This window comes from Pseudolactococcus insecticola (genome assembly GCF_011170065.1).
Classification (GTDB): Bacteria; Bacillota; Bacilli; order Lactobacillales; family Streptococcaceae; genus Pseudolactococcus; species Pseudolactococcus insecticola.
Genome location: NZ_BLLH01000002.1, coordinates 293,375 through 306,382 on the forward strand (window position 1 = coordinate 293,375; position 13,008 = coordinate 306,382).

Sequence of the window (13,008 nt, forward strand, 5' to 3'; positions counted from 1 at the left end):
CCACGTGTCCTCACTTTATTTTATCTTTCTTAAACGACTTTGTAGCCAGCTGCTGCTACGGCTACACTTGCTGCCGCAAGGTCCAAGATTTCGCTGTCAGATTTAACGACTGCTTCCCCTTTTTTCAGGTTGACTTTGGCAGACTTGACGCCTGAAACGCTCTCCAAAGCCTCGGTTACATGCATGACGCAGTGGTTACAGGTCATGCCATCAATCTTCAGTACTGTTTTTGTCATTAGGCGATCTCCATTATTTCTGTTTTAGCTGCCATGTTACTATTCGCATGTTCATGCGTCTCGCACGTGCAAACACTTGATGTCTCAAGGCAGTCACAATTGACATGACAAACCGGCGCTTTAGCTGCAAGCGCCGTTTGAATCATAGTCAAGTCCTCTGCTGTAAAATTCGCCTGACCAATCAAATCCGCAATCACATCCGCATGCTTTTGCGCACAAATCTTATCAAGCAAGTCTTGTCCCATGAGCGCAACTGCCTGACATTCTGACAAAGTCGGCGAATAGATAAATTTGCGGCCAGATTTTGTCGTCTCAAGTACATCTTTTTTGACCAAACGACCAAGCATGGTCTTGATTGTCGCCACAGACCAACCGTGCGAGTCCGCTATTTTACAGGAAATCTCATCGACACTTGCCGTATTTAGCGTCCAGATGGCGCGCATGACGACCATCTCTGAGTCCGATATAGTCACTTTCATTTTACTTACCTCTTTTCCCAGTCTCCGTTTTTTCCATGTCTATAGTTTACACCTGTAAACTACTTTTGTCAAACACCTAGTCTCGCGACTGGATAACCGCTACGATCCCTTTTTCAAGGCCAATGGTGACAGGCTTGTTATCTAGGAATTCATTTGATGACAAGGAAAAATTTTTGGGAAAATCAGTTTTTGAAAGGGGGTATTTGGCATCTGAGATGAAAAAGCCTGAAACGGCCGTCAGACTCGCAAATGCCAGATAAGTCATCTCAGGAATTTTCGTCAGAACATGCGTCCCTTCGCCCCGAAAACTGATGTGATTGGTCTCATTCATCAGAACAATTTTTTGCGCCAGACTCGCAAAACGTGCCTGCAAAGGCAGATAAAAAATCTGAATCTCGTGATCAAAACGCCCACCGAGACCACCAAAGATGATAATTTCTCTAATTTCCGATACCTGCTCAGTCGCAGTCAAAACAGCAAGCTCCAAGTCCGTATCATCTTTTTCAGCAGGTGCCTGATACCATTTGCCGGCATAGTCCTTGACAAGTCCAAGCTCATCAGCCGTCAAACTATCAAAATCACCTATTGCCAGATCAACCGGAAATCCTGCTGTCATCAGGCGAAAAGCACCCCGATCTACCCCTACAAAATAGCTATCAGAAAAGTTCGGCAATGCTTTTATCTGCCTGTCAAATCCACTTGCAGGACCGCCTGCTAAAATGATAATTCTCATAGTCCTATTATAGCAAAAATCAGCCATTTCTGACTGATTCCTTTATTGCTTATTTGTATAATGATTTTGATTTGCCATACCACCAGCCAAAGAAATGCTTTTGAATCCAAGGTTGAATCCACTTATCTAAGCCAAATGCACGACCTGAGCCATTCATGAGCGCAATCGCTGCAAAGATAAACCAGATATTTACCCAGTAAAACATCCCTGAAAGTGAGAACATGACAGTCAGAGCCGCTGTTGACGCCGCAGCAAGCCATGTGAAGGCACCAACAATCAAAGCAAGCGCCAAGGCAACTTCAAGAACTGACATGAATTTTTGCATGAACAAGGCCACTTCTTTGTTTGGAATCATGACCTTAAAGATGGGTTCTAACCAGTGTGGTAGCTTGTCAAGAACTGCCATTGGTTCGTGACCATATGAGTATGACAGACCAAATTCTGCAGTTGATTTTGCGGCGTCAGCTGTGCCAGATGTGGCTGCTGTTGTTGCAGCGTCTGTGGCACCTGATGCTGAAGCTGTTGCATCTGCTACTTTACTTGCTGTATCAGATGCCGCTGTTGAGGCTCCTGCTGCAGCGTCTGTAGCTGCTTTGACAGGTTCTTTTAACCAGTCAAATGGAAAATGCAAGTCGTTTGTGAACCAAGATCCTTTACCAAACCAAGTTGACGGTTTCAAAAGTTTGCCATCACCGACCCATTTACTTGATGCTTCGACCAGCCAGACAAGGCCATAGAAAACACGCAATGGCACAGACCATAGCACATTACCAAGGCGTGACGTGTGACCACGAAAGAGATTGCGGTCGTTTGGTGTATGGAAAAATTCATTTTTCAGGTAGGTAAAGAAATACCAGAGACTGCCGATTTGCAAGGTATAAAGCACATAAATCAGGTGTTTCACGACCATTGCAAAGAAACCTGACAGATGGTATTTACCCATAAGTGAGGCAACGCCCCATTTTGAGCCAACTGACACCATTGTGCCTTGGTATTTGCCGACAAACTTGTGCTTGTCGCCACCTTTGATGTCTGCAACGATATTTTCAGCGGCTGTGTGCGCTGTTTGTTCAGCTGCTTCGACAATTTGCGGTGTTGGACGACCTGTTGCTTCTTCGATAAAGCCAGATACATCGCCAGCTACGTAGATGCCCTTACCTTCAAAGCCTTGCGCTTCCATGTAGTCGTTTGCGACCAGTCTGTGACCACGCTCAGTTTCAGGTAATTCATAGGCAACGGCTTGCGTATTACCTTGCACACCTGTTGTCCAGATGAGGGTATGCGTTTGGATGTCAGCGCCATCTTTGATCTTGATATGGTCAGCAGCAACTTCTGTAATCGCTTGATTGAGCAGAAGATTAACATTTTTCTTAGTCAGGTACTTAACGACTTTATCTGCGTCAGGGCGATCAAGTGTGTTTAGGATTGTAGGCATCATCTCAACAACATTGAGCGTAATATCAGACTCATCAAGCTTGTAATCACGCGCCACAACAGCACGCCAATCAATCAGCTCACCAACCATTTCGATACCGGTAAAGCCTGAGCCTGCAACGACAAAGTTAAGCAAGGCTTTGCGTTTTTCATCGTCATGTTCGAGTGATGCAGCTTCGACAACGGCTTCCAGATGACGCTTGATTTTAAGCGCATCTTCCATTGACCAAAGCGTGAAGGCATTTTGCTTGACGCCGGGCACACCAAAATCGTTTGGCTCGCCACCAATCGCTACAATCACGTAGTCATAATCAAGCACGCCGCTTGCTTTTGTCGCAATCGTTTTGGTTTCTTTATCCAAACCAATCACTTCATCCGTCAGGATTTGCACATTTTTTCTGTGCGCAAAAAGCTTTTGCAAATCATACTGCGCATTTGTAAATGGCACACGACCTGCTGCAACTTCGTGGAGCTGCGTCATCATCGTGTGGTAGCTGTGTTTGTCAATGAGTGTAATCTCAGCGTCATTTTTCAGCTTTTTTGAGAGTGTTTTTGCCGCCTTGATACCTGCAAAACCAGCACCAATGACAACGATTTTTTTCTTAGACATCTTGTCTCCTATGTATGTAATATGTAAGTAATAACTTGATAATCCGTCTTTTTCTTGAGATGTTTGATAGTAATCTCACAATAATAATTATAGCGCTTTCACAAGAAAAAGTAAACCCTTATTTTTATGAGAACTACCTTATCTTATTCTAATCATTTTCCTTGCATTTTTCTAAAAAAGATCGCATAATAAATTTATCATTTAAGCTTATTTTAAGCTAAGTATAGGAGAAAATTTATGACAAAACCTGCTATTTTTGAAGATAAAAAACGCTTGATTGACCTACCGTTTGGCGATGATAAGACAAAAACATTGCCACTTGGTCTAAACAGTGTCAAATGGGGCACTATCTGGCTCATATCTCTGGCTTGGTTTTTATTTGCCACCTTTGTGACTTTCCCTACTGGTTTAATTCATGTGCTTGAAAAACTGCCCCTTGGCGTTGAGATTTTCAACTTCCTCATGAATAGCTCACTTTTTATTGTACCATTTTTAGCGCTCTGTGCCTTTGCAGGCCGTGCAATTAAAGGCCTTTTCAAACCTTTTCATAGCTCTCAGATCAAGTTTATGATTGGCATGTTTTTTGCAGCGTTTTTTGGGTCAAGCGTTGCAGGCGACCTTGCCAAACTTTTTGGTCCAATGACGACAAACGCCCATGTTGTCGAGGATAAAACAGGCGCCTTGAGCAAATTTATCACGGTGGCGCTTAATTCTATCGGCGGTCTTCTCGGCGAAGAGTTGCTGACGCTGATCGTCTTTTTCCTGATTTATAGCCTTGCTATCAAAAAACTGAACCGTGAGACGACGATACTTCTTGCGCTTATTGGCTCTAGTCTTGTCTTTGGTCTGTATCATTTGCCAACTTACGGCTATAATGTCGCACAAAGCATTTTAGTCATCGGCGTTGTCAGATTTTTCCTGAGTGCCGTCTACATCAGAACCAAGAGCATCTGGGCAAGTTTTCTGACGCACTACGCCTACGATATGATTTTGTTTAGCATCGGTTTGATCGCAACCTTGCACAAGTAAGTCATATTACTATATTTTTTCTGGTCAATGTTTTATAATCATGATAAGAAAAAAATATTGGAGATGATTCTATGCAAACACATCACGTTTCATTATTGACTGGCGATTTCAAGCAAAATGCCCATTTCTATGTTGATATTTTGGGCCTGCGCTTTATCAAAAACTCAATCAATCAAGCCAATCCACATATGCGCCACGTCTACTACGGTGATTTTGTCGGAACGCCTGGGACTGTTGTCACTTTCTTTCCTGATAAAAAACTCGACCGTGATCGCCTAGATGGTCGCATGTACTTCTCTGGTCTGCATTTTGGTGTCCCATTTGGCACAATTGGCTATTGGCAAGCACGTTTTGAAAGCTTTGGCTTAGCTGTTTCGGTTGACGCCAGAAATATCTTACACACGCAAGATTTTGATGCCATCCCAATCGAACTCAAGGAAGTTGACAAAGCAGCGTTTGACTGGCATGTCAACTTCCTCAGTGATGTACCTGCTGAAAATCAAGTCACAGGTGTCATTGGCACCGAGCTTCACGTACCAGATGTTGATGCCACTGCAAATTTCTTTGCAGATATTTTTGGGAAGTTTGGCGTGACTGTCAAAGGTAATGTCATCAATCTTGATGGTCCTGAGGCGATTTATCTCTATCAAACTGCTCCTGATGCACCAGAATCTAAGTTTGGCCGTGGTTCTACCGACCATTTTGCCCTGGGTGTGACAAGTTCATCTGAGCTTGACTATATCTGGGAGCGCGCGGGTGAACACGGCTGGACACGCGAAGTCTATGTCGATCGCGGCTATTTTAACTCAGTCTATCTGATCGAGCCAGGTGGCAACCGTGTTGAGATTGCAACGACAAACCCAGGATTTACACTGGACGAGTCTGTTGAAAATCTAGGCACTACTTTTGCCATGCCGCCACGTTTTGATGGCAATCGTGATGAACTCCAAAAATGGTATGCTGAACAAGGCATTTACTTTGACGACTACAAACCCTACACAGGTACAGGTCGTCCCGGCAATGCTGCTGTCAAACCCATCCACGATCAAAAAGGTAACACGAGAAATGATTAACAAAAAACCGTCAGACTAGCAAGAAGTCTAACGGTTTTTAACTCTTTGTCAAATCGCATGGGAATTTTTCCCACACGATTTATTATAGAGACTTTTTTCCTTAGTTATGATGATATATTAGTCAGATAGCATTGTCAAATATGAATCCAGTCTTTCATCTACATATCCTGCAAACAATTTCTCCATAGTAGCTAACTTGTGTTTAACATGATAGTCATCAAAAGCTGTATAATAATTGACCCTATCAGTGAACTTGATGTCAATTGGCGGAAAACCTGCTTTCATCAACTCTAAGTTGACTAGCAATCGACCTGTTCTGCCATTTCCATCAATGAATAGATGAATACCCTCGAATTCAATATGAAATCGTGCCAATCGTGGAATAATAGGTTCATCGCTTTCACGATATTTTTCCAATAACTGCTCCATACTTGGTGCAATCATATATGGCTGAACAGGTTCATGCGCTGCTCCCATGATGCGGACAGGAACTTTTCGATAGATTCCCCTATCTTCTTTCTTATCAGCCAAGACAAGGTAATGAATCTGTTTGATGACGCTTTCAGAAAGCGGTTTGTTTTCCTTCGCTAGGCTGCCAACAAAGTCAAAAGCTTCTTTGTGCCCAATCGCCTCTATATGGTCTTTCAACGGTTTCTTATCAATTGTAAGACCACGCAAAACCATATCTGTTTCACGAAGCGTCAAGGTGTTCCCTTCAATCGCATTAGAATTATAAGTATACTCTACCGTGAACTCTTCTGTTAATCTCTCTAATTCCCCAGACGTTAGCGGACGTCTTGAATCAAGTTCTCTTTTTTTCTCATCAATTTTTTTCAATAGATTTTCTTCTGACTTGAACCTGCCATCAGAAGGTTTTACAGCATCATAGGGAATCTTCCAAGCACGTCCTTGTTGAATTGCACCTACTATTTTTCCTTCAGCGCACAGAAGCCTAACTCGTCTATCGGAAATCCCCCACTTTTCGGCAGCTTGTTTGACTGTAATGTACATAGTGACACCTGCTTTTTTTCCCTAATTATAACCTTTTATCGGAATAGTATCAACTTATCGGAATAACACAGACAGAATTAACGGAATAATAGCGAACTTTTTAAATAAAGCTTACACAAATTGTTGAGATCCAAAAAAATGGTGCTGTTCCTAAGCGTCAGTAAAAAAAATCTAAATTTCAAATCCATCTTCAAGTATTAATTTTCTACCAAGAAACAATGCCATCTAAACCATCTTTTTTATGCAAATAAATCGTGTTGGAATTTTTCCCACACGATTTATTATGCCACGTTTTTTTAGTTACTGAGATTATGAGATTTAAGGCTTTTCTTTGCCAACACAATCAAAACTACTGAACCTTTATTCCGTAATTTCTACCCCCGATAGCTCGCAATCACGTCCAAAAATGCCTGGCCAAACTGGTCAGCTTTTTTCTGCCCGATGCCCGAGACATTTAGCATGTCTGACAAACTTTGCGGTTGGGCGTCGGCTAGATTCATAAGGACTTGGTCAGAAAAGACCATAAACGGCGGAATAGCAAGTGCTTTGGCAAATTTCGTGCGTTCGCTGCGCAAAAGCTCAAACAAGTCGCCACCGACTGTTTTTTTGCTGGCGCGTGATTTTTCAGCCTGCTCGACAACGTGAATCTCACGCATGGTGACCGTTTCTTCGCCTTTTAAGACGGCGACTCCCCTGTTTGAGACGCTGAGACCATTGTACTCGCCTGCAACGTCCAGATAGCCGTCAGCCACCAGATAATCGACAAATGAGCTCAGTTTTTTGATAGTCCAGCTCGCCATCAGTCCATAGGTCGATAGCGCATCAAATCCTGTCCAGAGCATTTTTTCAGGCAATTTGCCACGTAGAACATTGACGACTTGCGTGCGCGAATAGGTGCCCTCACGCAGTTGCGCCATTCTGACGACATTTGACAAGACTTTTTGTGCGTCCACTGTCACATCCAGCAACTCCCGCTCATCCGTACAATTGGTACAGACACCGCAATCAGCCATATCTTCCCCAAAATACTGGATGATATAGCGCTGCAAACACATCTGGGTAGCTGCGAATGCCGTCATTTCCTGTAATTTTTTGAGTTCATTGTGCCGATAATCGCTGTCTTGATTATCAGAATTATCGATGAAAAATCGCTGCAAAGCAATATCACGCGCCGAGTATAAAAGCACGGTCTCACTAGGCAAGCCGTCACGCCCAGCACGCCCAATCTCCTGATAATAAGCCTCAATCGAGCCAGGCATGCTCAGATGCAGTACATAGCGCACGTTCGTCTTATTGATGCCCATACCAAAAGCGTTCGTCGCAACAATGACCTGAAACTCATCATAGAGAAAACCATTTTGCGCCGCTTCACGCGCCACATCAGTCATCCCCGCATGATAGCGTCCCGCTGAAATACCCGCCGCATTCAACGTTTCTGCGAGTTCATCAACTTTTTTTCTCGTGCCAGCATAGATAATCCCGACATCTGCCGGATGCGCCTTGACGTAGTTGATGATATATTTCTTTTTGTCAGCATCTGACAAGCCTTTTTCGATTTTTATTGCGAGATTGGCACGGGCAAAGCCTGTTTTGACGGTCTTGTCAATGGCCAAAATCCGCTCCAAATCCGACTGTACTTTTTCAGTCGCCGTGGCCGTCAGCGCCATGACGTTTGGACGATTGGTCAGATTATCAATCAATCCGACCGCACTCAGATATGACGGTCTAAAATCGTGCCCCCATTGGGACAAGACATGCACCTCATCAATCACGACCAAACGAAGATCAAGCGTCTGAATTAACTCATAAAAATAGCTATCTTCAAGCCTTTCTGGTGCAACAAAAAAGAGTTTATAAACGCCCTTTCGAATGTCATAAATCCGCTCCTGCATCTCATCAAACTCAAGCGCACTATTGATCATGGTCGCAGAAACGCCTGCTGCGACAAGTTCATCAACCTGGTTTTTCATCAGAGAAATCAAAGGCGACACAACCATCGTCAGACCATCTTGCAAGAGCGCAGGAATTTGATAGGTCAGCGATTTACCGCCACCTGTCGGCATGATGCCAAGTGTGCGATTCCCCGCCATAACGCTACCAATAATAGCTTCCTGCCCACTTCTAAACGCATCATAGCCATAAACTGTTTTTAAGATTTCCTGTGCTGTTGTCATGTTTTTATTATAGCAAAAAATGCCCGCACCTGTGCAAGCATTTTGCTTTTTATCTGATCATCTCAAATCACCTCTGGCACTTTTTCAAAGCAGCGCAGGGTTGTCGACTCGGGCAAGCCTAGGCTTTTTGCAAACGGTATAATATATTTGATATTGTCTAAACATTGCTGATCAATGCTGATGATATGGCTGCGTGTCCCTTTTACTTTGACTGTTGCAGTCTGATGATTATTAACAAACAGGTAAATCAAGTCTGAATTATCCTTTTTTATCGTCACCCCTAGCAAATCTGCACCACACAGCACACATGTTGTCGTGTTATTCATGTAGGCATCAGCCACCAGTTTCATCACTTGATAATCAATCGAATTTGTCATTTTAGTCCTCTTTCCTTTTTCTGCTATGATTACTTTCTAATACTATTTTAACAATTCTTTTGGCTTTATTAAAATGATATAGAGGGTTATAATAAAGATAGGAGGTAGACACATGAAAATAACATTTGATGACAAGATACTTGCCAAGGTGGCTGACTTTTCTGATGCTGATCTGGTGCTTGATTTTGATAATACCATCGGCGAAAATGGCCGACCTGTCGAAGGCTGCTCAATCGGTACAAACTACCGGCTGATTGCCATTAACAAAGGCACAGTGCCAGAATCGTTTGACACCGTGATCGATTCAAACTTTGCGCCCTTGCATTTCAAAAAATATGGTCAGATGTTTCTGACAAAAGACATGACCCTGAGCGAGGACAGCGTCAGACGTGTGCAGCTAAAAGAATCAGGCGAGGTCATTGATAGCAACGTTCAAATCCTTGATTATCGTCAGGTCTAACTTGACAGAAAAACGTATCAGAAAGTGTTCTGATACGTTTTTTGTATTTTATTTGCCGTTTAGTTTGCAACAATATTAACTAATTTATCAGGTACTGCGATGACTTTTCTAACGGTTTTGCCTGCAATCAGATCTTTGATGACTTGATTTTCCAGAGCAATTTTCTCTAAGTCAGCTTTTGAAAGACCTGTTGGCACCATGATTTTCGCCTTGTTTTTGCCTAGGACTTGCAGGACAATCTCGACTTCATCATCAACGAGTTTGCTAGCGTCAAAACTTGGCCATGCCACATAAGAAATCCCAGCATCACCCGTCAAAATCTCCCAGAGTTCTTCGCCCAGATGCGGTGCAAATGGTGCCAGCAATTGGACAAATCCACGAGCATAGTCAAGCGGTAAACTTGTTTGCTTGTTCGCCGCATTGACAAAAATCATGAGCTGTGAAATCGCGGTGTTAAACTTGAGCGAGTCCAGATGCTCTGTGACAAACTTGACAGTTTCGTTATAAACACGGTCAAGCTTGCCGTCATTTTCAGCTGTAATCGTTTTTTCAGTGATCAAGCGATAAACACGTTCAAGGAACTTATGCGCGCCTTCAAGGCCTTCAGTCGACCAGGCGATACTAGCATCAAGTGGCCCCATGAACATCTCATAGAGACGCAGGGTATCCGCACCGTACTGATCGACCACGTCATCAGGATTGATGACATTTTTCAACGACTTAGACATCTTCGCTGGGCCTTCTTCAAGCGCTTCACCTGTTTCTGTATGATAAAAACCGCCGTCACGTGCCTCAACCTTATCAGACGCAACGAGCGCCCCGCGACCATCACGATAGCTCGTTCCTAAGATCATACCTTGATTATAAAGCTTTTGGAAGGGCTCCTTAGTCGGCACAATGCCAATATCATAAAGGAATTTATGCCAGAAACGCGCATAAAGCAGGTGCAAAACAGCATGCTCAGCACCACCGATATAAATATCGACTGGCAACCATTCTTTTAGAAGCTCCGGATCAGCTAACTGCTCCGGATTTTTCGGGTCAATGTAGCGCAAGAAATACCAGCTTGAACCTGCCCATTGTGGCATGGTATTGGTTTCACGACGCCCTTTCACTCCATCTTCACGTGTCACACTGAGCCAGTCTGTCAGATTGGCAAGTGGTGACTCACCCGTGCCTGACGGCTTTATATCACGTGTTTTAGGCAAGATGAGTGGCAGATCCTGTTCTGGAATTGCCGTAGATGTCCCATCTTCCCAGTGAATAATCGGAATTGGTTCACCCCAGTAACGCTGACGACTAAAGAGCCAGTCACGCAGACGATAGGTCACTTTTTCCTGACCAACATGTTGCGTTTCAAGCCATTCAACCATTTTGGTAATCGCTGTTTGTTTATCAAGACCATCTAAAAAGTCAGAATTGATATGAAGGCCATCTTCTGTAAAGGCAGCTTGCGTCACATCGCCACCATCGATAACAGGAATGATTGGCAAGTCAAATGTTGTCGCAAAGTCCCAGTCACGTTGATCGTGTGCTGGCACCGCCATGATAGCCCCTGTACCATAACTTGCAAGGACATAGTCAGAAATCCAAATCGGAATTTCACGACCATTGACCGGATTTATCGCATAGGCACCTGTAAAGACGCCTGTTTTATCTTTGGCAAGATCGGTCCTAGCGAGGTCTGACTTGAGGCTCGCTTGGTGCTGATATTCTTTGACAAACTCCGCCTGTCCTTCTGATGCAATCTTGTTTACAAGCGCATGTTCGGGCGCAAGGACGGCGTAGGTCGCACCAAAAAGTGTGTCCGGACGTGTCGTAAAGACTGTAAATGTTTCAGTCGTATCTTTGATTTTGAAATCAACATTGGCACCGACAGACTTACCAATCCAGTTGCGCTGCATGTCTTTGACAGACTCAGGCCAGTCAACGTCTTCCAAATCATTGAGCAGACGCTCAGCATAGGCTGTGATTTTCAGCATCCATTGGCGCATCGGTTTTCTGACGACAGGATAGCCGCCACGCTCTGACGTCCCATCAGGCAGAACTTCTTCGTTTGAGATGGCAGTGCCAAGCTCTTCCACCCAGTTGACTGCAACTTCTGCTTCATAGGCGAGGCCTTTTTCATAAAGTTTGGTGAAAATCCACTGCGTCCATTTGTAGTAGTCAGGGTCGGTTGTATTGATTTCACGATCCCAGTCGTAAGAAAAGCCAAGCGCATTGATCTGACGCTTGAAAGTCGCGATATTTTTTGCTGTAAACTCAGCTGGATCATTGCCCGTATCCATGGCGTATTGCTCAGCAGGTAGGCCAAATGCATCCCAGCCCATTGGGTGCAAGACATTGTAGCCTTGAGCACGGCGCATGCGGCTGAGAATATCTGTCGCTGTATAACCTTCTGGATGTCCCACGTGCAATCCAGCACCACTCGGATATGGAAACATATCAAGGGCGTAAAACTTCGGCTTTGAGCTATCTGTTCCTGTTTTGAAGGTCTGATTTTCAGCCCAAAAAGTTTGCCATTTTTGTTCGATGGCTTTGTGATTAAATGTCATAATTACTCCAATTTATCGTCTTTTCTTTATTATTTTACGCTATTTTGCGCTTTTTTTCAATGCTTAGCAAGCGCATAAAGCAAAACCAGATCGCTACCTGACAAGCTTAGTCCATATGCTTTTTCAAATTTCTTGATTTTTTGCGTCAAGGTATTGCGATGAATGAACATCGCTTTAGCCGTTTTAAGCTGATTGCCATCGTGTTGATATAGCGCTAAAATCAGCTCCTGCGCCTCAAAATCCGTCAGAAGGGCTTGCTTGATTTTATCAAACGGTGGATTACTTTCCTGACTTAGTCCTGATTTTATCAGGCTTTCTGAAAATGTCAGGTCTTGATCAAAATTCGCCTTTTCGAGCTGAAATAGTGCGGATAATTCGGTCTTATCTGCAAAAAATCCGATATAGTAAGAGGCCTTGATGCCCAAATCCTGCGTCAGAGTCTCTAAGGCATTTTTAAGTTCAAACTCACTTAGATGATCCTGAGACAGGCGTTCAATGGCATAACCACTATCCTGCGAGATTTTTTTAATCTCACGAAGTTCGGGCAAGATGAGCGATAGATTTTCTGACAAGTCATCAAAATTCGCTGAGCGTAACTGAATCAGGCGATAAGTCCCCGCCGTCAGATGCTCAAAATCCGTCAGACTCACATCAGCAAATAAAACACGCTCAAAAAGCAATTGCTCACGCGTCGTCAGATCACTTTTTTCAATATAATAGTGCTGCCCGTCATTTTCAAAGTCAAAAAACGTTTGACTATTTTCTGCAGTTGCTTGGCCTTGCCCTGATTTGACAGGATAGAGTTTCATTAGTTCTTGGATGTTCATGATCTTACCA

General features: G+C 43.6%; 12 protein-coding genes. 3 read left to right on the plus strand and 9 right to left on the minus strand.

Going from position 1 to position 13,008, the window contains the following annotated elements:
* Positions 1–29: 29 nt before the first annotated feature.
* The 4 genes from Hs20B_RS03685 to Hs20B_RS03700 all read right to left on the minus strand — a co-directional run bounded on the left by Hs20B_RS03685 (position 30) and on the right by Hs20B_RS03700 (position 3,492).
* Complete coding sequence (locus Hs20B_RS03685; RefSeq protein ID WP_172355717.1) at positions 30–236, minus strand: heavy-metal-associated domain-containing protein; 207 nt, start codon at positions 234–236, stop codon at positions 30–32.
* Positions 236–715, minus strand: a complete 480-nt coding sequence (locus Hs20B_RS03690) for a CopY/TcrY family copper transport repressor (protein WP_172355719.1) — start codon at positions 713–715, stop codon at positions 236–238. The genes Hs20B_RS03685 and Hs20B_RS03690 overlap by 1 nt, the downstream gene beginning before the upstream one ends.
* Positions 716–791: 76 nt before the next feature.
* Positions 792–1,448 carry a thiamine diphosphokinase gene (locus Hs20B_RS03695; RefSeq protein ID WP_172355721.1) on the minus strand — a complete coding sequence of 219 codons (657 nt, stop codon included), beginning with the start codon at positions 1,446–1,448 and terminating at the stop codon, positions 792–794.
* A 49-nt stretch (positions 1,449–1,497) separates the two neighbouring features.
* Entirely contained in the window at positions 1,498–3,492 is a 1,995-nt protein-coding gene (locus Hs20B_RS03700) for an NAD(P)/FAD-dependent oxidoreductase (RefSeq protein WP_172355723.1), read from the minus strand.
* A gap of 237 nt (positions 3,493–3,729) precedes the next feature.
* On the opposite strand from Hs20B_RS03700, the gene Hs20B_RS03705 reads away from it, so the two are divergent.
* Together Hs20B_RS03705 and Hs20B_RS03710 are read left to right on the plus strand one after the other, a co-directional pair.
* Positions 3,730–4,521, plus strand: coding sequence for a CPBP family intramembrane glutamic endopeptidase (locus Hs20B_RS03705; RefSeq protein WP_172355725.1), 792 nt, complete (start codon positions 3,730–3,732; stop codon positions 4,519–4,521).
* Between the two features lie 71 nt (positions 4,522–4,592).
* Complete coding sequence (locus Hs20B_RS03710) at positions 4,593–5,594, plus strand: VOC family protein (protein ID WP_172355727.1); 1,002 nt, start codon at positions 4,593–4,595, stop codon at positions 5,592–5,594.
* A gap of 117 nt (positions 5,595–5,711) precedes the next feature.
* Here Hs20B_RS03710 and Hs20B_RS03715 read toward each other — a convergent pair whose 3' ends face one another.
* From Hs20B_RS03715 to Hs20B_RS03725, 3 genes are all read right to left on the minus strand, one after another.
* Entirely contained in the window at positions 5,712–6,605 is an 894-nt protein-coding gene (locus Hs20B_RS03715; protein WP_172355729.1) for a Fic family protein, read from the minus strand.
* Between the two features lie 374 nt (positions 6,606–6,979).
* A complete protein-coding gene (gene recQ / locus Hs20B_RS03720; RefSeq protein WP_172355731.1) occupies positions 6,980–8,779 on the minus strand; it encodes a DNA helicase RecQ in 1,800 nt (599 codons plus the stop codon).
* Positions 8,780–8,841: 62 nt separating this feature from the next.
* The gene (locus Hs20B_RS03725) at positions 8,842–9,156 is read right to left on the minus strand and encodes a hypothetical protein (RefSeq protein WP_172355732.1); all 315 of its coding nucleotides are present in this window, start codon (positions 9,154–9,156) and stop codon (positions 8,842–8,844) included.
* A 112-nt stretch (positions 9,157–9,268) separates the two neighbouring features.
* Between Hs20B_RS03725 and Hs20B_RS03730 the strand changes: the two genes are divergently transcribed.
* Positions 9,269–9,616: an iron-sulfur cluster biosynthesis family protein gene (locus Hs20B_RS03730; protein ID WP_172355734.1), complete on the plus strand. Its 348-nt coding sequence runs from the start codon at positions 9,269–9,271 to the stop codon at positions 9,614–9,616.
* 59 nt (positions 9,617–9,675) lie between these two features.
* On the opposite strand, the gene leuS is transcribed toward Hs20B_RS03730, so the two are convergent.
* On the minus strand, positions 9,676–12,171 hold the full coding sequence (gene leuS, locus Hs20B_RS03735) for a leucine--tRNA ligase (RefSeq protein WP_172355736.1): 2,496 nt from the start codon (positions 12,169–12,171) through the stop codon (positions 9,676–9,678).
* 56 nt (positions 12,172–12,227) lie between these two features.
* A complete protein-coding gene (locus Hs20B_RS03740) occupies positions 12,228–12,998 on the minus strand; it encodes a helix-turn-helix domain-containing protein (protein WP_172355738.1) in 771 nt (256 codons plus the stop codon).
* Between the last annotated feature and the right edge of the window lie 10 nt (positions 12,999–13,008).

Excerpts from the sequence above, each read along its gene's own strand:
- Hs20B_RS03685 (WP_172355717.1), bottom strand. The coding sequence starts at position 236 with ATGACAAAAACAGTACTGAAGATTGATGGCATGACCTGTAACCACTGC.
- Hs20B_RS03690 (WP_172355719.1), bottom strand. The coding sequence starts at position 715 with ATGAAAGTGACTATATCGGACTCAGAGATGGTCGTCATGCGCGCCATC.
- Hs20B_RS03695 (WP_172355721.1), bottom strand. The coding sequence starts at position 1,448 with ATGAGAATTATCATTTTAGCAGGCGGTCCTGCAAGTGGATTTGACAGG.
- Hs20B_RS03700 (WP_172355723.1), bottom strand. The coding sequence starts at position 3,492 with ATGTCTAAGAAAAAAATCGTTGTCATTGGTGCTGGTTTTGCAGGTATC.
- Hs20B_RS03705 (WP_172355725.1), top strand. The coding sequence starts at position 3,730 with ATGACAAAACCTGCTATTTTTGAAGATAAAAAACGCTTGATTGACCTA.
- Hs20B_RS03710 (WP_172355727.1), top strand. The coding sequence starts at position 4,593 with ATGCAAACACATCACGTTTCATTATTGACTGGCGATTTCAAGCAAAAT.
- Hs20B_RS03715 (WP_172355729.1), bottom strand. The coding sequence starts at position 6,605 with ATGTACATTACAGTCAAACAAGCTGCCGAAAAGTGGGGGATTTCCGAT.
- recQ (WP_172355731.1), bottom strand. The coding sequence starts at position 8,779 with ATGACAACAGCACAGGAAATCTTAAAAACAGTTTATGGCTATGATGCG.
- Hs20B_RS03725 (WP_172355732.1), bottom strand. The coding sequence starts at position 9,156 with ATGACAAATTCGATTGATTATCAAGTGATGAAACTGGTGGCTGATGCC.
- Hs20B_RS03730 (WP_172355734.1), top strand. The coding sequence starts at position 9,269 with ATGAAAATAACATTTGATGACAAGATACTTGCCAAGGTGGCTGACTTT.
- leuS (WP_172355736.1), bottom strand. The coding sequence starts at position 12,171 with ATGACATTTAATCACAAAGCCATCGAACAAAAATGGCAAACTTTTTGG.
- Hs20B_RS03740 (WP_172355738.1), bottom strand. The coding sequence starts at position 12,998 with ATGAACATCCAAGAACTAATGAAACTCTATCCTGTCAAATCAGGGCAA.